General features: G+C 73.9%; 17 protein-coding genes and 2 pseudogenes. 13 read left to right on the top strand and 6 right to left on the bottom strand.

Annotation, left to right across the window (positions count from 1 at the left end):
• Nucleotides 1-174 precede the first annotated feature (174 nt).
• Nucleotides 175-597, bottom strand: a complete 423-nt coding sequence (locus ACFSL4_RS28930; RefSeq protein ID WP_381089165.1) for an Hsp20/alpha crystallin family protein — start codon at nucleotides 595-597, stop codon at nucleotides 175-177.
• A gap of 263 nt (nucleotides 598-860) precedes the next feature.
• On the opposite strand from ACFSL4_RS28930, the gene ACFSL4_RS28925 reads away from it, so the two are divergent.
• Nucleotides 861-2249: a nicotinate phosphoribosyltransferase gene (locus tag ACFSL4_RS28925; RefSeq protein ID WP_381089162.1), complete on the top strand. Its 1389-nt coding sequence runs from the start codon at nucleotides 861-863 to the stop codon at nucleotides 2247-2249.
• A gap of 377 nt (nucleotides 2250-2626) precedes the next feature.
• On the opposite strand, the gene ACFSL4_RS28920 is transcribed toward ACFSL4_RS28925, so the two are convergent.
• Nucleotides 2627-4072 carry an MBL fold metallo-hydrolase RNA specificity domain-containing protein gene (locus ACFSL4_RS28920; RefSeq protein ID WP_381089159.1) on the bottom strand — a complete coding sequence of 482 codons (1446 nt, stop codon included), beginning with the start codon at nucleotides 4070-4072 and terminating at the stop codon, nucleotides 2627-2629.
• A 272-nt stretch (nucleotides 4073-4344) separates the two neighbouring features.
• Between ACFSL4_RS28920 and ACFSL4_RS28915 the strand changes: the two genes are divergently transcribed.
• The 3 genes from ACFSL4_RS28915 to ACFSL4_RS28905 all read left to right on the top strand — a co-directional run bounded on the left by ACFSL4_RS28915 (nucleotide 4345) and on the right by ACFSL4_RS28905 (nucleotide 8064).
• Nucleotides 4345-4626, top strand: a complete 282-nt coding sequence (locus tag ACFSL4_RS28915) for a DUF1918 domain-containing protein (protein WP_381089156.1) — start codon at nucleotides 4345-4347, stop codon at nucleotides 4624-4626.
• A gap of 57 nt (nucleotides 4627-4683) precedes the next feature.
• Nucleotides 4684-5565 (top strand): universal stress protein, encoded by an 882-nt coding sequence (locus tag ACFSL4_RS28910; protein WP_381089153.1) that lies wholly within the window; start codon nucleotides 4684-4686, stop codon nucleotides 5563-5565.
• A 186-nt stretch (nucleotides 5566-5751) separates the two neighbouring features.
• On the top strand, nucleotides 5752-8064 hold the full coding sequence (locus ACFSL4_RS28905; RefSeq protein ID WP_381089183.1) for a heavy metal translocating P-type ATPase: 2313 nt from the start codon (nucleotides 5752-5754) through the stop codon (nucleotides 8062-8064).
• A gap of 22 nt (nucleotides 8065-8086) precedes the next feature.
• On the opposite strand, the pseudogene manB (ACFSL4_RS28900) reads toward ACFSL4_RS28905, so the two are convergent.
• A pseudogene (gene manB / locus ACFSL4_RS28900) lies at nucleotides 8087-8348 on the bottom strand (phosphomannomutase/phosphoglucomutase); the annotation flags it as partial.
• On the opposite strand from manB (ACFSL4_RS28900), the pseudogene manB (ACFSL4_RS28895) reads away from it, so the two are divergent.
• Nucleotides 8342-8673, top strand: a pseudogene (manB, locus tag ACFSL4_RS28895) (phosphomannomutase/phosphoglucomutase); the annotation flags it as partial. The pseudogenes manB (ACFSL4_RS28900) and manB (ACFSL4_RS28895) overlap by 7 nt on opposite strands.
• A gap of 67 nt (nucleotides 8674-8740) precedes the next feature.
• On the opposite strand, the gene ftsH reads toward manB (ACFSL4_RS28895), so the two are convergent.
• Both ftsH and ACFSL4_RS28885 read right to left on the bottom strand, forming a co-directional pair.
• Nucleotides 8741-10807 (bottom strand): ATP-dependent zinc metalloprotease FtsH, encoded by a 2067-nt coding sequence (gene ftsH / locus ACFSL4_RS28890; protein ID WP_381089150.1) that lies wholly within the window; start codon nucleotides 10805-10807, stop codon nucleotides 8741-8743.
• A gap of 179 nt (nucleotides 10808-10986) precedes the next feature.
• Entirely contained in the window at nucleotides 10987-11862 is an 876-nt protein-coding gene (locus tag ACFSL4_RS28885; RefSeq protein WP_381089147.1) for a universal stress protein, read from the bottom strand.
• A 485-nt stretch (nucleotides 11863-12347) separates the two neighbouring features.
• Between ACFSL4_RS28885 and ACFSL4_RS28880 the strand changes: the two genes are divergently transcribed.
• The 4 genes from ACFSL4_RS28880 to ACFSL4_RS28865 all read left to right on the top strand — a co-directional run bounded on the left by ACFSL4_RS28880 (nucleotide 12348) and on the right by ACFSL4_RS28865 (nucleotide 14531).
• The gene (locus ACFSL4_RS28880) at nucleotides 12348-13073 is read left to right on the top strand and encodes a CBS domain-containing protein (RefSeq protein ID WP_381089144.1); all 726 of its coding nucleotides are present in this window, start codon (nucleotides 12348-12350) and stop codon (nucleotides 13071-13073) included.
• A complete protein-coding gene (locus ACFSL4_RS28875; protein WP_381089141.1) occupies nucleotides 13048-13650 on the top strand; it encodes a CBS domain-containing protein in 603 nt (200 codons plus the stop codon). Before ACFSL4_RS28880 ends, ACFSL4_RS28875 begins: the two co-directional genes overlap by 26 nt.
• 138 nt (nucleotides 13651-13788) lie before the next feature.
• Nucleotides 13789-14088, top strand: coding sequence for a DUF1540 domain-containing protein (locus tag ACFSL4_RS28870; RefSeq protein WP_381089138.1), 300 nt, complete (start codon nucleotides 13789-13791; stop codon nucleotides 14086-14088).
• A complete protein-coding gene (locus ACFSL4_RS28865; protein WP_381089135.1) occupies nucleotides 14085-14531 on the top strand; it encodes a CBS domain-containing protein in 447 nt (148 codons plus the stop codon). Before ACFSL4_RS28870 ends, ACFSL4_RS28865 begins: the two co-directional genes overlap by 4 nt.
• A gap of 259 nt (nucleotides 14532-14790) precedes the next feature.
• Here the strand turns inward: ACFSL4_RS28865 and ACFSL4_RS28860 are convergent, their stop codons facing one another.
• Nucleotides 14791-15234: a universal stress protein gene (locus ACFSL4_RS28860; RefSeq protein WP_381089133.1), complete on the bottom strand. Its 444-nt coding sequence runs from the start codon at nucleotides 15232-15234 to the stop codon at nucleotides 14791-14793.
• Nucleotides 15235-15445: 211 nt separating this feature from the next.
• On the opposite strand from ACFSL4_RS28860, the gene acsA reads away from it, so the two are divergent.
• The 4 genes from acsA to ACFSL4_RS28840 form a co-directional block, all read left to right on the top strand.
• Complete coding sequence (gene acsA / locus ACFSL4_RS28855) at nucleotides 15446-17311, top strand: acetate--CoA ligase (protein ID WP_381089131.1); 1866 nt, start codon at nucleotides 15446-15448, stop codon at nucleotides 17309-17311.
• Nucleotides 17308-18348 carry a pyruvate dehydrogenase (acetyl-transferring) E1 component subunit alpha gene (gene pdhA, locus ACFSL4_RS28850; RefSeq protein ID WP_381089128.1) on the top strand — a complete coding sequence of 347 codons (1041 nt, stop codon included), beginning with the start codon at nucleotides 17308-17310 and terminating at the stop codon, nucleotides 18346-18348. The genes acsA and pdhA overlap by 4 nt, the downstream gene beginning before the upstream one ends.
• Complete coding sequence (locus ACFSL4_RS28845; RefSeq protein WP_381089125.1) at nucleotides 18345-19334, top strand: alpha-ketoacid dehydrogenase subunit beta; 990 nt, start codon at nucleotides 18345-18347, stop codon at nucleotides 19332-19334. Before pdhA ends, ACFSL4_RS28845 begins: the two co-directional genes overlap by 4 nt.
• The coding region (locus tag ACFSL4_RS28840) for a biotin/lipoyl-containing protein (protein ID WP_381089123.1) at nucleotides 19327-19944 on the top strand (618 nt) is incomplete at its 3' end. The genes ACFSL4_RS28845 and ACFSL4_RS28840, both read left to right, overlap by 8 nt.

Here is a 19944-nt window from a genome sequence, read left to right as displayed (position 1 = left end):
CGCGGCCTCGGTTCGTACGCGTCCGCGGCGACCGGCACCCTCCGCACGGCCCGGCGGGACCGGGACCCGCGTCCGGCGGCAGCCCTCGGGGGCGTGAGGCCGGGAAACGCGAGGCGTGGCCCTGCGTCCACGGTGTCACCATCCGGCCGGAGAGGGTGCCGTGCGCCGACGCGCTCATGCGCCGTGCTTGACCTCGATGTGCTTGGCCTCGGCCTTCTCGCCTCCGAGGCCCACGCTGACGGTGAGCATCCCGTCGGCGTAGTCGGCCTTGACGTCGTCCTCGTTGGCGCTGGGCGGCAGGGTGACGCTGCGGCTCATGGAGCCGTAGCGGATCTCGCTGCGGTTCTTCTCCACCTCGCGTTCGGTGCGCTCGGCCTTGACGGTCAGCACGCCCTCGCTCAGGACGACGTCGATGTCCTCGGCGGAGATGCCCGGAAGCTCCGCCCTCATGACGTAACGGTCGTTCTCGATGTAGTCCTCGATCCGGACCGTGTACAGGTCGCCCACGGTGGGCATCGCGAAACGTGCCGGGAAGGACTCGAACCACTCGGGCAACTCGGGGAACGAGAACCTCTGTCGGCGTGTGAGTGCTGTCATCGCCGTATCTCCTTGGGTGTGGTCACCGCTCCTGACACTGCCAGTCCACCGCGTGCGGTCCCCTCCCCGCTGAGGCCGAACAGCCCATTCAGGGACCCAATGGTCCCTTCCGCTCGCCGTGGACGCCTCCTCGGGAGCCGGCCGGCCGCGTGCGCGCGCGGACGCCACCCCCCAGACTGGTGACGAACGAACCTCCCGGCCCCGGTCCTCCCGGCCCCGGTCCTCCCGGCTCCTCCCGTCCCGGCGCACGCGTGGCGATCACCATGTCCGATGTCACCACCACCGATCTGTACGAAGTGACGATGGCCCTGTCCTACCTGCGGGAGGGCATGCGGGCCCCGGCCACCTTCAGCCTCTACGTCCGCGACCTGCCGCCCGGCCGCGGCTTCCTGGTGGCCGCCGGCCTGGAGCCGGCCCTGGACTACCTGTCGGGCTACCGGGTGGAGCGCAAGGACGTCGAGGACTTCGCGGCAGCCCTGCGCCGCCCGCCCGAGGACCTCGAACCCCTGCTGGGGCTGGCCTTCGAGGGCGAGGTGCGCGCGGTGCCGGAAGGGCATGTCGTCTTCGGCGGGGAGCCCCTGCTGGAGGTGACCGCACCGCTGCCGCAGGCCCAGCTCGTCGAGACCTCCGTGCTCAACCGGCTGTGCCATCAGACGTCGGTGGCGTCCAAGGCGGCGCGCTGCGTCCTGGCGGCGGCCGGCCGGCCCCTGGTGGACTTCTCCCTCCGGCGCACGCACGGTCCCTGGGCAGGCATGCAGGCGGCCCGCCTGGGAGCCCTGGTGGGTTTCGCCGCCACCAGCAACGTCGCCGCGGCCGCCGCGCTGGGCATCCCGGCCGCGGGCACGATGGCCCACTCCTACATCGAGGCCTTCCCCGGCGAGGAGGAGGCGTTCCGTGCCTTCGCGCGCGCGCACCCCGGCCCGGTGGCGTTCCTCGTCGACACCTACGACACCGAGGCGGGCGTCATGGCCGCGGCCCGGGTCTTCCGGGAGATCCGGCGCGGGCCGGGTTGCGCGATCCGTCTGGACAGCGGGGACCTCGGGCAACTGGCGCGACGGGCGCGGGCTCTCCTAGACGCCTCCGGGCTGGCCGATGTGCGCATCATCGCGAGCGGCGGGCTCGACGAACACGCCGTCGCCGATCTGGTGGGCGGCGGGGCCCCGATCGACGTGTACGCGGTGGGCACCCGGGTGGGCGTGGCCGCGGACGCCCCGTACCTGGACATGGCGTACAAGCTCGTGGAGTACGACGGCCGCCCGGTGATGAAGCTGTCCTCGGCGAAGGCCACGGCCCCGGGCCGCAAGCAGGTCTTCCGCCGCCCCGGGCGGCCCGATGTGATCGGCCTGTGGGCAGAGGAGCCGCCCGCCTCCGCACGGCCGCTGCTGCGCACCGTCATGCAGGGCGGCCGACGGACGGGCCCGCCGGACCGGTGGGAGGACGCGCGCGCCCGCTTCACCCGCGACGTCGAGGCACTGCCCGCCTCGGCACGCAGGATCGACGGTCCCGAGCCCCTGCGTCCGGTCCGGTCCCGGGCACTGGAGGACCTGACGTCCCGGGTCCGCGGGGAGATCGAGCGGAAGGTCCGCCGGGGGCATGTGACGGCGTCCGGCAGCGGGGACCTTGCGTCGGAACGCCCCCGCCCCGGCTCCTGATCCCGGGGTTCCCGGCGCGGAGCCCGGACGAGAGCGCCCGGACGAGGACGCCCGGACGAGGACGCCCGGACGAGGACGCCCGGACGAGGACGCCCGGACGAGAGCGCCCGGACGAGAGCGCCCGGACGAGAGCGCCCGGACGAGAGCGCCCGGACGAGGACGCCCGGACGAGGACGCCCGGACGAGGACGCCCGGACGAGGACGCCCGGACGAGGACGCCCGGACGAGGACGCCCGGACGAGGACGCCCGGACGAGAGCGCCCGGACGAGGACGCCCGGACGAGGACGCCCGGACGAGGACGCCCGGACGAGGACGCCCGGACGAGAGCGACGGGACGAGAGCGCCCGGACGAGAGCGACGGGACCAGGCGGGCCGCTCAGCGGACGAGGACCGCCTCGCCGGAGCGGGGCACCACGGTGTTCCAGCCCAGCTCCCGCACGATGCGGTCGCGCAGCACCGTCGAGGCACCCGGTTCCCCGTGGACCACGTAGGTGGTGTGCGGGGCGGGCGCGGCGCGCAGCCAGTCCAGGATCTGACCGGCGTCGGCGTGGGCCGAGAAGTGCGGCACATCGGCCACCTCGGCGCGTACGGGAACGTACTCGCCGAACATCTTGAGCGACTGCGCGCCGTCCACGAGGTCCCGGGCCCGGGTGCCCAACGCGGCGAACCCCACGATCACCACGGCGTTGCGCGGATCAGGAAGCAGCCGGCGCAGGTGGTGCAGGACGCGCCCGCCTGTCGCCATCCCGGCCGACGACACGATCACGGCCGGACCCCGGGCGTTGTTGATGTCCATGGATTCCTGGACCGTCCTGGCGGCGATGAACGGCTCGGGGCTCAGCGCCGTGGTGCCGGCCGACGTCACATCGGCGCGCAGGCCGGGGGCCCGGGCCCGGATCGCGTCCCGGTAGACGTCCAGCGCCCTGAGGGCCATCGGGCTGTCGACGTAGACGGGCACTCCGCGCGGCAGGGTGCCGTCCCGCCGCAGTCCGGCCAGTTCGTTGAGCACGACCTCGGTGCGGTCCAGGGCGAACGCCGGGACGACCACGATGCCGCCGCGGCGCAGCGTGCGGGTCAGCACGTCGGCGAACCGGGCCCGCCCGGCCTCGTCGTCGTGCGTGCGGTCGCCGTACGTGGACTCCACCAGCAGCACGTCCGCGCCGGAGAACGGTTCGGCCGGCAGCAGCAGCGGATGTCCGGGGCGGCCGAGGTCGCCGCTCACCGCCAGGGTGTGGCCGTCCTCCAGCGTCATCAGGGCCCAGGCGGAGCCGAGGATGTGCCCCGCGTGCCGGAGGACGAGGGTGGTTCCCGTGGTGACCTCGACCTCGGTGTCCAGGGGCACGGGGTCGATGTACCCCAGTGTGCGGTCGACGTCGGCGTCGTCGTAGAGCGGTTCGGCGGGGCGGTGCTTCGACCAGCCGTGCTCATTGGCGTGCGCCGCCGCCTCCGTCTGCAGACGGGCGCTGTCGCGCAGCACGATCTCGGCGAGGCGCGCGGTGTGGGTGCTGGTGAGGATCGGCCCCCGGAAGCCGTCCCGGACGAGTCGGGGCAGGTATCCGCAGTGGTCCAGGTGCGCATGGGTCACCACGACGGCCTGGATGTCGCGGGCGTCGCACGGCAGCTTCCGCCAGTTGCGCCTGCGCAGCTCCGCCAGGCCCTGGAAGAGCCCGCAGTCGACGAGGATCCTGGCGTGGTCGCTCTCCACGAGGAACTTGCTGCCGGTGACGGTGCCGACACCGCCCAGGAAGGTCAGCAGCCCGGGCCGTACCCGGGCCGGGGCGGGTGCCTGCGGGGCAGTAGACGTCTCGTTCACCGTGTCCATGGCCCGGCCTCCTCGTCTCGATGATCGTATGCCCACCGTGGCACCGCGGCGACGGCCGCCGCAGGGGCCGACGGGTGTGTGATGGGGACCAATGGCCCCTTGGATTCCCATACCGATTGTTTTTTCATGTAAGTGACGGAAAGGGTCCACCGGAAGCGCAGGCGCACGGTCGAGGGCCATGAGCGGCGGTCCCACCCGCGCACGGCGTGGTCCGGATCCGCGAGAAGCGGGCTGGGTCCTTTCCGCCACCGCGTCGAGGGAGGCGAGGCGCCATGACCGCACCCGCACCGGCCCGCAAGACCCACTCCACCACCGCGGGCCCCCCGGTGGAGTCGACGGGCAACGGCATACGCGCCCGCATCGGTGACGAGATCGTCGTACGCGGCACCGCCACCGGTGTGATCAGCCGCTCCGGCCAGGTCGTCGGCCTCCACCACCCCGACGGCCGCCCCCCGTACGACGTCCGCTGGGAGGACACCGGACGGGTGACTCTCTACTTCCCCGGATCCGACGCGTACGTCAAGCACCTGGCCCCGGCGCCGCCCGCGCGATGAGCCCGTCGCCCCGCGGCGGGCCACCGGCGCGTCGGGAACGAGCTCCTGGAGATGACGATGGCCCGACCCGATGAGCACCGGCCGATCGTGGTCGGTGTCGATCCCGATCCCGCGAGGCGGATGGCGCTGGCCTGGGCCGTCGACGAGGCCGCGCGGCGCCGGGTGCCGCTGCGGCTGGTGCACGCCGAGGGCCTGCCGACCGCGGGGTACCGGAGATGGGAGCTGCCGCCCTCCTGGGAGGAGTGGAACCGGGCGCTGCACGAGGCGGGCGAACAGGTGCTCAAGGCAGCGGTGGCCTTCGCGGAGGCCCGGCGGCCGCTGGTCGAGGTGTCCACACTGCTGGCGGAGGGGAACCCGGCGTGGGTCCTCGGGGAGCAGAGCCACGACGCCACGGCCGTGGTGGTGGGCTCCTGGCATCTGAGCCGGATGAGGGAGGTGTTCGGCGCCACCTCGGTCGCCCTGCCCGTCATGGCGCACGCCCGCTGCCCGGTGGTCGTGGTGCCGGAACCGGAGCACATCACGCAGGAACCCGCGTACTTCGTCGTCGGCGTGGACGGCAGCCCCCGGTCCGCGGCCGCCGTCGACTTCGCCTTCGAGGAGGCCGCCCTGCGGGGCGCGGCGCTGCGGGCGCTGTACGTGTGGCATCCCGGGCCGCTGGGGACGCTCGACGAGGACGCGGCGCGGCAGGAGGGCCGGCGTCTGCTCTCGGAGACGCTGGCCGGCCACGCCGCGACGTATCCGGACGTGGAGCTGCACCACGAGCTCGTCACGGGCCATCCCGTGGAGGTGCTGACCAAGGCGTCCGCCCATGCGCTGGGCCTGGTCGTGGGGACCCGCGGGCGCGGCGGCTTCGCCGGCATGATGCTCGGCTCGGTGAGCCAGGGTGTGCTGCGCTACGCGCGCTGCCCCGTCATCGCCGTACCGCACCCACCCCGATGAAGCCCTGCGGATGAAGCCCCGCGGACGGGCCCGTGTCCCGGGGTCCCGGCGGCCCGGGCGGTGGACCATCCGGCTCTGTCCGGTGGCCCGTCGCGGGTGCTGGAGTGGATGGCGCGAGGGCGCAGACCGATGCCGACCGGCGTGGAGGGCACGATGCATGACGACGACCGTCCCGGTGGCCGCACCATGGGCCCAGGCCCTTCGGCCACTCCGTCGGGCCGGCGCCTGCTGGAGGCCGCGCTGCTGGTGGTGACGGCTGGCGCGCTGGCCGGCGGCGGCATCGCGTGGCTCCTGGGCCTGCCGGACATCGCCGACGTCTTCTGGGCGGCGGGGACCACCGTGGCCGTCGTTCCGGCGGTCGGCTGGGTGATGAGCGCTCTGCACAAGGGACGGGCCGGCGTCGATGTGATCGCCGTGCTGGCACTGGCCGGAACCCTGGCCGTGGGCGAATACCTCGCGGGCGCGCTGATCGGTCTGATGCTGGCCACCGGACGGACCCTGGAGACGGCGGCGGAACAGCGCGCCTCGCGCGATCTGCGCTCGCTGCTGGAGCACGCCCCGCGTTCGGCGCGCCGCCGGCGCGGCTCGGAGGTCTCGGTCGTGCCGCTGGACGAGGTCGTCCCCGGTGATGTCCTCGTGGTCGGGCCCGGCGAGGTCGTCCCGGTGGACGGCGAGGTCACCGCGGGCCCGGCGGTGCTCGACGAGTCCGTGCTCACCGGCGAGTCCGCACAGGTGGAGCGTGCCGAGGGCGAGCCCGTGCGCAGCGGCGTCGTCAACGCCTCGGGCGTCTTCGAGGTGACGGCGACGGCCACCGCGGCGGACAGCACCTACGCGGAGATCGTCCGGCTGGCCGAGCAGGCCGGGGCCGAGCGGGCCCCCACGGTGCGTCTGGCGGAGCGCTATGCCGCCTGGTTCCTGCCCCTGTCCCTGGGGCTCGCCGCCGTGGCCTGGGCGGTCAGCGGCTCGGCGGTTCGGGCCGTGGCCGTCCTCGTCGTGGCCACTCCCTGCCCGCTGCTGCTGGCCACGCCCGTAGCCATCGTCTCCGGCCTGTCGCAGTGCGCCCGGCGGGGCGTCGTGGTGCGGGACGGCGGCGCACTGGAGCGGCTGGGCCGGGCCCGCACCCTCGTGATCGACAAGACCGGAACCCTGACCGTGGGGCGGCCGCGGGTCCTGCAGGTGGCCGGCGCCCCCGGCGGGCCGTCCCAGTCCGAGGTGCTGCGGCTGGCCGCCTCGCTCGACCAGGTGTCGGCGCACGTCCTCGCCGAGGCCGTCGTCCACGAGGCCAGGGCCCGCAGCCTGTCCCTGACGGTGCCGAAGGAGGTCACCGAGGAGCCCGGCCGGGGGGTCACCGGCACCGTCGACGGCCACCGTGTCGCGGTCGGCAAGGCCGGCCTGGCCCCGGACGAGCTGCCCGAATGGGCGCGTGCCGTGGACAACCAGGCCCTGCTCGACGGGGCGGCCACCGTCTGGCTGACCCTGGACGATGTGCTCACCGGAGCCGTGCTGCTGCGGGACCCGCTGCGCCACGACGCGCCCCGCACCATCCGCCGGCTGCGGGCAGCGGGTCTGAACCGGCTGCTCATGCTCACCGGGGACCGCCCCGAGCCCGCACGTGAGGTGGGCGCGGTCCTGGGGCTCGACGACGTGCGCGCGGGGCAACTGCCCACGGACAAGATCGCCGCGGTGCGCGCGGAGAGCGACCGCGCCGTCACCGTCATGGTCGGTGACGGCGTCAACGACGCGCCCGCCCTGGCAGCGGCCGACGTCGGTGTCGCCATGGGGGCCCGGGGCTCGACCTCGGCCTCGGAGGCGTCCGACATCGTCCTCACCACGGATCGTGTGGGGCGCCTGGCCGACGCGATGGACATCGCCGCCCGCGCCCGCCGGATCGCGGTGCAGAGCGCCGCCGGCGGCATGGTGATGTCACTGGCCGCCATGGTCGCCGCCCTCTTCGGATGGCTGCCGCCCGCGGCCGGCGCCCTGCTGCAGGAGGCCATCGACGTGGCCGTGATCCTCAACGCGCTGCGGGCGCTGCTTCCCGTGCCCGGAACCCGGCCCGCCCTGGAACCGGAGGCGGAGAGCCTCATCCACCGGTTCGCCACCGAGCACGACGACCTCAGGGACACCCTCGACGCCATCCGCGAGGCGGCCGGCCTGCTCACCACGGACCACGGCCCGCGCGCACTGGAGGCGGTCCGCGAGATCCACCACCTGCTGACGGACCGCCTGCTCCCCCACGAACACGCCGAGGAACAGCAGCTCTATCCGGCGCTGAACCGGCAACTCGGCCCGGAGGCGACCGACACCATGAGCCGCGCCCACTCCGAGATCGAGCGCTTGTCCCGGCGCATCGCCACCCATGTGCGCCTCGCGGACGAGGAGGGCGGACTGCGCCCCGAACAACTCGACGACCTGCGCGCGTCGCTGTACGGGCTGCACACGATCCTGCGCCTGCACTTCACCCAGGAGGAGGAAAGCTACTTCTCGCTGGCGCCGTGACGCGGCGCAGGAGCGGCCGCCCTCAGGCGCGGACGATCCCCAGCACCTCGTCGCGCAGCGCGTCCGTCGTGTCCGCGTCCGGCGCCTCCACGTTGAGCCGCAGCAGCGGCTCCGTGTTGGAGGGGCGCAGGTCGAACCACCGGTCGGCGGTGCTGACCGCCAGCCCGTCGAGCTCGTCCGCGACCGCCCCGGCCCGGGGCGGTCGCGGAGGTCTCGCGGGCCGTGGCCGTCGTGTGCCGCCGGTCGCGGACGACGCTGTTGATCTCGCCGGACGCCACCGTCCGCCGTCACCGCCCTGATCGCGGCCCGGCTGCTGGCCGGGCACCCTGGTGCCACCGTCATCCACCACCCGATCACCTCGCGGGCCGTGGCCGACGCGTGCGCGAGCACGGCGGCACCCCGGTCCGGACCCGGGTGGGCCATTCCTTCATCAAGGCCGAAACGGCGCGGACCCGGGCCGTGTTCGGCGGTGAGCACTCGGCGCACCGCACCTTCCGCGACTTCTGGTCCGCCGGCACCGGCATGCTGGCGGCCCTGCATGTGATCCCCGCCCTCGGCGGGCAGCGGGAGCCGCTGTCAGCGCTGGTCGGGCAGTACGTGCGTTCGGCAAGGCACAGTTGAAGGTCTGCTGCATCTCGCCGGCGGAGGAGGATTCCACCGCGCACGGCGTCGGAATTCATCCGCGTCCTCGGCTCTCGTTTCCCTCATCGGGTACGCGGATTCGCGGGGTGACGGTTCGCAGATCACCGTGGTCGTGGTCGTGGTTCGGGCGGCTTCCGTCCCGCTCCCGGCGGTCCTGCCGCTCCCGCCGCTCCCGCCGCTCCCGCTGCTCCCGCTGCTCGTCGCGGAGCACCTCCAGGACGGTGGAACCGTCGATGGTCTCGCGGGTGACGAGCAGGTCGGCGAGCCGGTCCAGGGCCCCGCGGTGGTCGCGTATCAGCCCCGTCGCCCGGTTCTCCGCCTCGCGCAGCAACCGGGCGGCCTCCTCGTCGATGATCCGCTGGGTCTGCTGCGAGTACGGCTGCCCGAGGGGCTCCTCGGAGCTCTCGCCCAGATAGCGCGGGTTCGTGGGGGCATATCCGACGGGCCCGAGAGCCGATGACAGGCCGAAATCCCGGACCATCCGTGTGGCGATCTGGGTGGCGCCGGCCAGGTCGTTCGCGGCGCCACTGGATCCCTCGCCGAAAACGACGAGTTCGGCCGCCCGGCCACCGAGCCGGACGGCGAGCAGATCGGTCAGATATCCCTCGCTGTACAGGTGGCGTTCGGCCTCGGGGAGCTGCTCGGTCACCCCGAGCGTCATGCCCGACGGCAGGATGGTGACCTTGGCGACGGGGTCGGCGTGCTCGCACAGAGCGGCGACGAGGGCGTGGCCCGATTCATGGATCGCGACCGAGTGGCGCTCTTCGGGCAGCAGGGCGTTGGACGCGTCACGGCGGCCGAGCAGGACGCGGTCGCGGGCGGCGTCGAGGTCGTCCGGCTCGATCAGCACCCGGTCGGCGCGGACGGCGTTGATGGCGGCCTCGTTGACCAGGTTGGCGAGGTCCGCGCCGGAGAATCCCGGAGTGCCGCGGGCGACGATGTCCAGGTCGACGTCGGGGGCGAGGATCTTGCCCCGGGCGTGCACCCGCAGGATGGCGGCGCGCTCGGCCTGGTTGGGCAGCGGGACGGTGACCTGGCGGTCGAAGCGTCCGGGGCGCAGCAGGGCCGGGTCGAGGGCCTCCGGCCGGTTGGTGGCGGCGAGGACGACGATGCCCGTGGACTGGTCGAAGCCGTCCATCTCGGCCAGCAACTGGTTGAGGGTCTGTTCGCGCTCGTCGTTGCCGCCGAGTCGCGCACCCCCCGCGCGCCGCGCGCCGACGGCGTCGATCTCGTCGATGAAGATGATGGACGGCGCGCGTTTGCGGGCGTCCTCGAACAGGTCCCGCACCCTGGACGCGCCCACTCCGACGAACATCTCCACGAAGGCAGATCCGGTCACGGACAGGAACGGCACGTCGGCCTCCCCCGCGACGGCACGGGCGAAGAGCGTCTTGCCGGTGCCGGGCGGCCCCACCATGATCACTCCACGTGGGCCCTTGGCGCCGGCGGCCGCGTAGCGCGCCGGGTTGCGCAGAAAGTCGACGACCTCGCTGATCTCCTGTTTGACCCCGTCGTACCCGGCCACGTCGTCGAACCGGGTGGTGGGCCGCTCCGCCTCGATGATCTTCGCCCGGGAGCGGCCGATCGCGCTGAGCCCGCCGGTCACCGAGCGTGTGGCGCGGCGCCCGATCCACCAGAAGAAGCCGAACAGCAGGAGCAGCGGCAGGAAGGCCACCAGGACCGACAGGAACGGGTTGCCGCCGCTCTTGGTCTGGGTCGCGGTGATCTTCACGTGCTTGTCCTGGAGCTGCTGCTGGAGCGATCCGGTGCCGAGCGCGGTGGGAAGCTGCGTGGTGAACTTGGTGCCGTTCGCCAGGGTGCCGCTGACCGCCCCCTTGTCGTTGATGTCGACCGTCTTGACCTGGCCGACACCGACCTTGGTGACGAAGTCGCTGTAGGTCAGACGGGTGGGCGAGGGCCCCGACGGGGACCGGACGAGGATCAGGACGGTCAGGAACACCACCCACACCAGCGGGATGACCCACCACTGCCAGCCCGACCGCGGCCGCCGCTCCGTCGGCGGTGTGGGCGCGCCCCGCGGCGGCCCGGACTTGGCCGGCGGTGTGAGGTGCCGGTGCGGCATCCGCACTCGCGTGATCACAATGCGCCTCCTGGGACGAACCTCATGTCACCCGGCCGTTCCGTACCGCCGTCCGGGTCGCACGACAGGTCCCCTCCTCTCATGGTCCCTCGGTCGGCGCATTGCCATCGGCGGCGCCGGGGGGCCGCCTGCGGCGGGACCCCGGCGCGCCGGCCGGGGCGCACGCCTCCGGTCGCCGCTCACGGCAGTTCCGGTACGACGGCCACCGGGCACCGGGCGTGGTGCAGCAGGGTGTGCGCCACCCGCCCCAGCTGGAGCCCGCCGCGGTCGTGGCCGCGCCGTACGCCGACGATCAGGAGGTCGGCGGCGGCGGAGCGGTACAGGAGGACCTTGCGGGCGAGCCCCTCGACCGTGGACCGGTTCACCCTGACGTCCGGGTGGTCGGCCAGGGCGTCCTGCAGCAGGGCATCGATCAGCGTGGCCGCCCGCTCCTCGTGGTAGCGCGCCGGGTCCCCGGCGAGCAGCGGGTGGTCGACGGGCTCGTGGGCGGGGCGGCGCCAGCCGCGTACGACGTCGAGGGTGCAGTGCCGGGCCTCGGCCTCGCGCAGGGCGAACCGCACGGCAGTGCCGCAGGTGCCTGGTTCACCGGCGCCGAGCACGATCCGCCCGTGCGCGCCCTCCAGCGCCGCCCGGTCGCCGCGGACCACGATCACCGGCCCGGATGCGCGGCCCGCCACCGTCAGGCTGACGGAGCCGAGGAGCAGTTCCTTCAGCTCTCCCCGGCCACGGGATCCGGTGATCACGGCCGTGGCGTTGCCGCCCTCGCGCAACAGCGCCGCCACCGGGTCCTCGGGCAGGACCTCGGCGGTGACCTTCACCTCCGGATTGCGGCGCTGCACGCGCTCCACCGCGGTCGCGACGATGTTGTCGGCCATCACCTGGTGCGACGGGCGCTCCAGGCCGCCCGAGGGCAGAACGCCCTCGTATCGCTCCCACAGGGACGCGTACACCAGACGCAGCGGCAGGCCGTGCCGTGCCGCCTCGTCGGTCGCCCAGTCCACCGCGAGCAGGCTGGAGTCAGATCCGTCGACGCCTGCCACCAGGGGCAGATCCATGGTCCCCACCGCCTTTCGGTCCCGTAGGGGACATCCGCAGCCGAGCAGGTCCCCCTGCCACCGTCACACCCGCCGGGAGGAGGTGAGAGGGGCGGTTCGGCCCTTGTCGGGGACGACCGGCCCCCAAGCCGTTGCGCGTCCCGGGAGATCGCCGGGCTCGTGCGGGGCCGGGCCCGGAAAGGACGTTCGGACCCTTGCGGCGGACTGTTCGGCCCCAGCGCCCGAGGATCGGGCGCGGTGCACTGGAACGTGCCAGGAGCCGTAACGGCGGCCGAGGAGACAGGGCCATGGCCACCCTCGCACACCGGCGCGGGTCTCCGCTCCCTGAGCCGCCCCGCCGATCCCCCGACGGGGTCGCGCGGGCACGGACCGAGCGCACCGAGATCCGGCAGACCACATGGTCCGCACCCGGCGGGCCCGGGCGGGCCGAACCCGTCGGCGCCTGCCGGAGCCGGTGCGGAGCGCGCACGGAAGGAGTGCGGAGCATGCAGCACCGGACCGTCGCCGAAGTCATGACACACCGGGTGGTCACGGCGCACCCGGACTCGTCCTTCAAGCACATCGCGCGGCTGTTGCGCGACAACGACGTCACGGCGGTCCCCGTCGTCGACGACGAGGGGCGCCCCGTGGGGGTGGTGTCCGAGGGGGACCTGCTCCGCAAGGCGGCCAGCCTGCCCGACCCGGAGGGACGGGCGCTCGGACGCCGGCTCGGTCTGGACGAGCTGAGCCGCGCCGGCGCCGAGACCGCGGAGGCGATGATGACCACGCCCGCGGTGACGGCACGGCCCGGCTGGAACGTCGTCGAGACCGCCCGGACCATGTACCGCAACAAGGTGAAGCGGCTGCCCGTGGTCGACGACACCGGCAGGCTCGTCGGCATCGTCAGCCGGGCCGACCTGCTGCGGCCCTTCCTGCGCGGCGACGGGGCCATCCGCGACGAGATCCGCCACGATGTGCTGGGCGCGGTCCTCGGGGTTCCGGCGGACACCGTCGGGGTCGAGGTGCGCGAGGGCGTCGTGACGCTCACCGGGCGGGTCGAGCAGCGGTCGCTCGTCCCGGTCGTCGAGCGCCTGTGCCGCTCCGTCGACGGCGTCGTCGCCGTCCACCAGTCGCTCGGCTACGCCTACGACGACCTCGGCTCCGACCTGGAACCTCCGAGGCTGCGCGGAAGGGGAGGCAGCGGTCATGAGACATCTGCGCACCGTGGGTGATGTGATGACCCACGAGGTCGTCTCGGTCGGCCGTGACGCGCCGTTCCGGGAGATCGTGGAGTCGATGCGGCAGTGGCGCGTCAGCGCTCTGCCCGTGCTGTCCGAGGAAGGGCGCGTCGTCGGCGTGGTGTCCGAGGCCGATCTGCTGGTGCGGGCACAGGGCGACGACACGTCCGGGGCACTGACGGCCGCGCGTCTGATGACCGTCCCGGCCGTCACCGTCCCGCGGACCGCCACGATCGAGGGCGCGGCACGGCTGATGGCGCGCGGGCCCCTGAAGCGGCTGCCCGTGGTGGACGACGAGGGGCGCCTGGTGGGGGTGGTCAGCCGCTCCGACCTGCTCAAGATCTACCTGCGCCCGGACGAGGACATCGCTCAGGAGGTCAGGAGCGGCCTGGAGGCCCTGCTCCCGGCCGGTTCCCCCGGCCTCGACGTGCGGGTGGAGAACGGCGTGGTGACCCTGGGCGGAACCGTGCCCGGGCAGGCACCGGTGGCCGCACTGGTCCGAGTGGCACGCGCCGTGCCAGGCGTCGTGGACGTGCGCGAACGTCTCGGCGCCGGACTGTCCGCCGGGTGAGGCACCGGCGCACCACGGCCGGGAGCCCGCGGACGGCCCGGCCCTTCGGGTGATTCCCGGCCCGTCCGGGTGTCGCGGGCCGTACCCGCGTGAGAGCGGCAACACCGTGGGGACCGACCGATCCGCAAGGAGGCCCCCATGGAGATGCCCTTCATCAACGAGTGCGCGGTCGAGACGTGCGCGTACAACGTCGGCAGCGCCTGCCACGCGCTGGCCATCACCGTCGGCGATCCCCCGCACGCCCGGTGCGACACCTTCTTCGTCACCTCGGGCAAGGGCGGCGACCCGGCTGCCACCGGACAGGTCGGGGCCTGCAAGATGACCGACTGCCGGCACAACACACGGCTGGAGTGCCAGGCATCCGGAATCGCCGTGGGGCCCGGCCAGGACCGTGCCGACTGTCTGACCTACAGCGTCCGCCGAGGAGCCGGCACGTGAGGATCTCCGAGGCGATGAGCACTCCGGCTGTCGCGCTGCCCCCCGGCGCCTCCCTCGCGGAGGCGGCCCGGAAGATGGACGAGTACGGCATCGGTTCCGTGCTCGTCGTCGACGACGGCGCGCTGCGCGGCATCGTCACCGACCGCGACCTCGCGGTGCGCGGGCTGAGCGGCGGCCTGGACCGGGAAGCGCGGGTGGACACGGTGATGTCGCCGCAGGTGGTGACGGTGGACGTGGCCGACGACGTGCACGTGGCCTACCGGACCTTCCGCGGGTCGGGGGTGCGCCGCCTGCCCGTACTGGACGGGCACCGGGTCGTGGGCATGCTGACGGTGGACGACCTGCTGCTGGACGTGTTCCAGCGGCTGGCCGACCTCCTGGGGCCGGTCGCCTGGAGCATCCTCGAAGAGCCGCCCGGTCCGCCCTCGGCGACGCCCGTGTGAGGGCGCCCGCCGCCCGCCCCGGTACGGCGGTCGGGCGGCCGTGGGGACGGCTCGGCGGCGGTCACGGCGCTCCGGCGGGCGGTCACGGGGCTCCGGGGCGATCACAGCACCCCAAGGAAGGCCAAGGCACCCCAACCGGCGATCACAGCACCCCGAGGAAAACCACGCCGCCCCAACCGGCGATCACAGCACCCAAAGCAATCACGGCACTCCGGGGGAGGCCACGCCGCTGCGAGGCCGTCGCGGCGCTCGGCGGCGGTCAGCGCGCTTCCGGGCGGACGATCACTACCGGGCAGCTCGCGTGCAGCGCGACCTGCTGGCTGACGGATCCCAGCAGGGCCCGGCTGAAGCCGCCGCGCCCCCGGCTGCCGACCACCAGGGCCTCGGCGCCCTCGGCCGCCCTCAGCAGCACGTCGGCGGGGGTGCCGCGCACCAGGATCGCCCTGACCGAGGCGGCCCCCTCGGCGCCGAGCACCTCGCGCAGTTCCCGCTCCAGCGCCTGGCGCGCATTCGCCTCGTCGAAGTCGGTGTCCGCGGCCGGACCCGACCAGCCGTACACACCCGGCAGATCCCACACGGCCACCGCGTCCACGTCCGCGCCGATCAGCCCGGCGTGCCGGACGGCCCAACGCAACGCCTCGCGCGAGGACGGCGAACCGTCGACGCCCACCACGACCCGGGGCCCCGGGGCATCCCTCTCCATGCGTCCCACCTCTTCCGTGCCCTCGTCGGCGGCTCTCAGCGGACCCCGCCTCCACGCTGCGCGACGCGGGGGCGGCCCGCCACGGGAGGGCGGCCGAGGGCGTGGCGCACGGGCGGGTGGTCCTCCGTTCGCGGACGCGGACCCTCGCGCCGAGCATGAGAGGGAGCGCCCCCACCCGAACGGCACGCGCGGGGGCGAGGAAGGGACCACCATGACGCAGGACGTCATCGCCAAGACGGCACCGGCTCCCGTGCCCCCGGTCCTCGCCGACTACGACCGGGCCTGCGCCGAGTTCAGCTGGACCGCGGCACGGCGTCGGCTGTCCGGGCTGCCGGACGGCGGACTGAACATCGGGTACGAGGCCGTCGACCGCCATGTGGCCGAGGGCCGGGGCGAGGGCGTCGCACTGCGCTGTGTGCGCCGCGACGGGACGGCCGAGTCCGTCTCCTACGCACGGCTCGCCCGGCTGACGAACCGGTTCGCCAAGGTGCTGCGGTCCCTCGGTGTGGATCGCGGGGACCGCGTCTTCACGCTGCTCGGCCGCTGCCCGGAACTGTTCACGGTGGTCCTCGGCACGCTCAAGAACACCTCCGTGCTCTGCCCGCTGTTCCCGGCCTTCGGACCGGATCCCGTGGCCCAGCGCATGCGGCTCGGCAACGCCCGCGTCCTGGTCACCACCGAGCAGCTGTACCTGCGCAAGGTCGCTCCGGTGCGGGACGGCCTTGCCGAGCTGGACCACGTGCTGATCGTCGGTGACCGCCGCCGGGACCTTCCCGGGACGCTCTCCTTCGAGGCGCTGATGGAACGCGCCGAGGACGACTTCCGGGTGCCGTCCACCGACCCCGGGGAGATGGCGCTGCTGCACTTCACCAGCGGCACCACCGGGGCCCCCAAGGGCGCGGTGCATGTGCACGAGGCCGTCGTCGCCCACCACGTCACGGCCGCGTACGCGCTCGACCTGCAGCTGGAAGACCGGTACTGGTGCACCGCCGACCCCGGCTGGGTGACAGGCATGTCGTACGGCATCATCGCCCCGCTCACCCTCGGCGTCACGGTCGTCGTCGACGAGGGCGACTTCGACACCCGCCGCTGGTACGGCATCCTCGCCCGGGAGAAGGTCACGGTCTGGTACACGGCCCCCACCGCCCTGCGCATGCTGATGCGGGCCACCCCCCGGCAGGGCCCGTACGATCTGCCGCGCTCGTTCGACCTTTCGGCGCTGCGGTTCATCGCCTCGGTGGGCGAGCCGCTCAACCCCGAAGTGGTGCTGTGGGGCCGGGACGTGCTGGGACTCCCGGTCCATGACAACTGGTGGCAGACCGAGACCGGCTGCATCGTCATCGCCAACCTGGCGGCCTGCCCCGTCAAGCCCGGCTCGATGGGGCGCCCCCTGCCCGGCATGACCGCGGCCGTCCTGGCCCGCGGGCCCGACGGCACGGTGTGGCGCTCGCCCGAGGGCCGTGTCCGGGAGGTGCAGGAGCCCGGCCAGGAAGGCGAACTGGCTCTGCGGCCGGGCTGGCCGTCGATGTTCCGCGGCTATCTGCACGCGGACGAGCGGTACGCGGCCTGCTTCGCCGACGGCTGGTATCTGACCGGTGACGTCGTGCGCAAGGACACCGACGGGTACTTCTGGTTCGTGGGCCGCGCGGACGACGTCATCAAGTCCGCGGGCCACCTGATCAGCCCGTTCGAGGTGGAGAGCGCCCTGCTGGAGCACCCCGCGGTGGCGGAGGCGGGGGTGATCGGTCGGCCGGACCCGACGGCCGGCGCGATCGTGAAGGCCTATGTGTCGCTGCGCCCCGGGGTGGAGCCGGACGACGGCATCCGGAACGACCTCCTCGCCTTCGCCCGTCGCAAGCTGGGACCCGCCGTCGCGCCCAGGGAGATCGCCTTCGACCGGAACCTGCCGCACACCAGGAGCGGCAAGGTCATGCGGCGGCTGCTGCGAGCGCGCGAGACGGGCCTGCCGGAAGGCGACACCTCCACCCTCGAGACACCGGAGCCCGCGGCGGCGCCGGGCCCGTCCGGCGCGCCGGGCTCCGCCGCGGCCCATGAGACCTCGGAGCACGCGCCATGAGCCCCACCCGCAGGCATCCGGCCAGGACCACGCACCGCACCACGCACCAGGACGCCGCCGCCAAGCACCGCCGCGGCCTGCTGGCCTCCATGCTGCTGATCCGCCGCTTCGAGGAACGCTGCGTCGAGCTGTACAGCGCCGCGAAGATCCGCGGCTTCGTCCACCTGTACATCGGGGAGGAGGCGGTGGCGGCCGGTGTGCTGGAGGCGCTCGAACCCGAGGACGCGGTCGTCTCCACCTACCGTGAACACGGCCACGCCCTCGCCCGCGGCGTCCCCACGGACGCCGTCATGGCGGAGATGTACGGGAAGGCCACCGGGTGCAGCCGCGGGCGTGGCGGTTCCATGCATCTGTTCGACGCGGGCCGCCGCTTCTACGGCGGCAACGCGATCGTGGGCGGTGGCATCCCCCTCGCCGCGGGGCTCGCCCTCGCGGAGAAGATGCGCGGCACGGCGGGCATCGTCTGCTGTTTCTTCGGCGACGGCGCCTTCGCGGAGGGCGAGTTCCACGAGACCGCGAACCTGGCCACGCTGTGGGGCCTGCCGCTCCTGCTGGCGTGCGAGAACAACCTGTACGCCATGGGTACGCCGCTGCGCGTCGAGCACGCGCAGACCGACCTGGCCATGCGCGCCGCCTCCTACGGCATGCCGGCCTGGGCCGTCGACGGCATGGACGTCCTCGCGGTCGAGGAGGCGGCCCGTCGCGCGGTGGCCGGCATCCGCGCGGGGCACGGCCCGCACTTCCTGGAACTGCGCACCTACCGCTTCCGTGCCCACTCCATGTACGACCCCGACCGGTACCGCGACAAGGCCGAGATCCAACGCTGGCAGGCCCGTGACCCGCTCACGCTGCTCGGCGAACGGATGCGGGCGGCGGGCGAGTTGGACGAGGCGTCGTACGCCGAACTGGACCGGCGCGCCACGGAGGAGGTCGACCGCGCGGTGGCGGCCGCGGAGGCCGCTCCGGCGGAACCGGTGGCGGACCTCCTCCGGTATGTGACCACGGCCCCCGGCGACGCGTCGGAGACGGGCCGATGAAGACCGTCACGACGACCTACCGCGAGGCCCTGCGCGAGGCCCTGCGCGAGGCGCTGTCGTCCGACGACCGGGTCTTCCTGCTCGGCGAGGACGTCGGAAAATACGGGGGCTCCTTCGGCGTCAGCCTCGGCCTCGTCGAGGAGTTCGGCCCCGGCCGGGTGCGCGACACCCCGCTGTCCGAGTCGGCCTTCGTCGGTGCGGGCATCGGTGCGGCCGTCGCCGGCATGCGGCCCATCGTCGAGATCATGACGGTCAACTTCAGCCTGCTGGCGCTCGACCAGATCCTCAACAACGCCGCCACCCTGCGGCACATGTCCGGCGGGCAGCTCTCGGTGCCGGTGGTCATCCGGATGACCACCGGCGCCGGACGGCAGCTGGCGGCCCAGCACTCGCACAGCCTGGAGGGCTGGTACGCCCATATCCCCGGCATCCGCGTCCTCGCGCCCGCGACGCTGGAGGACGCGCGCGGCATGCTGGCCCCCGCGCTCGCCGACCCCGACCCGGTGGTCATCTTCGAGCACGGGTCCCTCTACAACTTCTCCGGCGAACTGGCCGTCCCCGACGGCCCGCTGGACATCTCCTCGGCGGCGGTCCGCCGTCACGGCGACGACGTCACGGTGCTCACCTACGGCGGCTCGCTGCCCAAGGCCCTCACCGCGGCGGACCTGCTGGCCGCCGAGGGCATCGGCGCCGAGGTCGTGGACCTGCGTGTCCTGCGCCCCCTCGACGACGCCACGATCACGGCGTCGGTCGCCAGGACGCACCGTGCGGTCGTCGTCGACGAGGGCTGGCGCACCGGGAGCCTCGCGGCCGAGATCTCCGCCCGGATCACCGAGCAGGCGTTCTACGAACTCGACGCACCCGTCGGACGGGTGTGCAGCGCCGAGGTGCCGATCCCCTACGCCAGGCATCTGGAGGAGGCCGCGCTGCCGCAGGCGGAGGACATCGCCGCCGCGGCCCGTGGGGCGGTGGGACGCCGTGGGTGAGTTCACCATGCCGTCGCTCGGTGCGGACATGGAGGCGGGCACCCTCCAGGAGTGGCTCGTCACACCCGGGGACACGGTGACGCGCGGTGACGTGATCGCCGTCGTGGAGACCGAGAAGGCCGCCATCGAGGTCGAGTGCTTCGAGTCGGGAACCGTCGGCCGCCTGCTGGTGGCGCCCGGCACCAGGGTCCCGGTCGGCACCCCGCTGGCCCTGATCGAGGCAGCCGGAGTGCCGTCCGGGACGCCGCCCCAGGCCCGCCCCGCGGCGGCTGAGGGGGCGGGGGAGGCCCCGGTGGCAAAGGCCGCAGTACCGGAACGGGGCAAGGAGGCCGCAGTACCGGAACGGACCCCGGGAGCCGCAGTACCGGAACGGGCCCCGCAGGCCGCACCGCCCGTCCCCGGCGCTCCGGCACAGCCCGCGGCCCGGACCAGGGGCGCTCCCCCCGCAGGGCGCGCGGCTTCCACCCGCCGGAAGCGGCCGGCACAGCCCCCTCCCCCTCCTCCGTCACCGGCCGCGGCGGCAGCGCCGGGTCCCGCCGTGGCCCTCGCCGAAGCCGGGCCGCTGGTGCGGCACCTCGCCGACGAGCGGGGCGTCGACCTGGCGGCGGTG

Origin of the sequence: Streptomyces caeni (genome assembly GCF_042678285.1) — a bacterium.
Classification (GTDB): Bacteria; Actinomycetota; Actinomycetes; order Streptomycetales; family Streptomycetaceae; genus Streptomyces; species Streptomyces caeni.
This window is presented reverse-complemented; position numbering and strand designations above follow the sequence as displayed.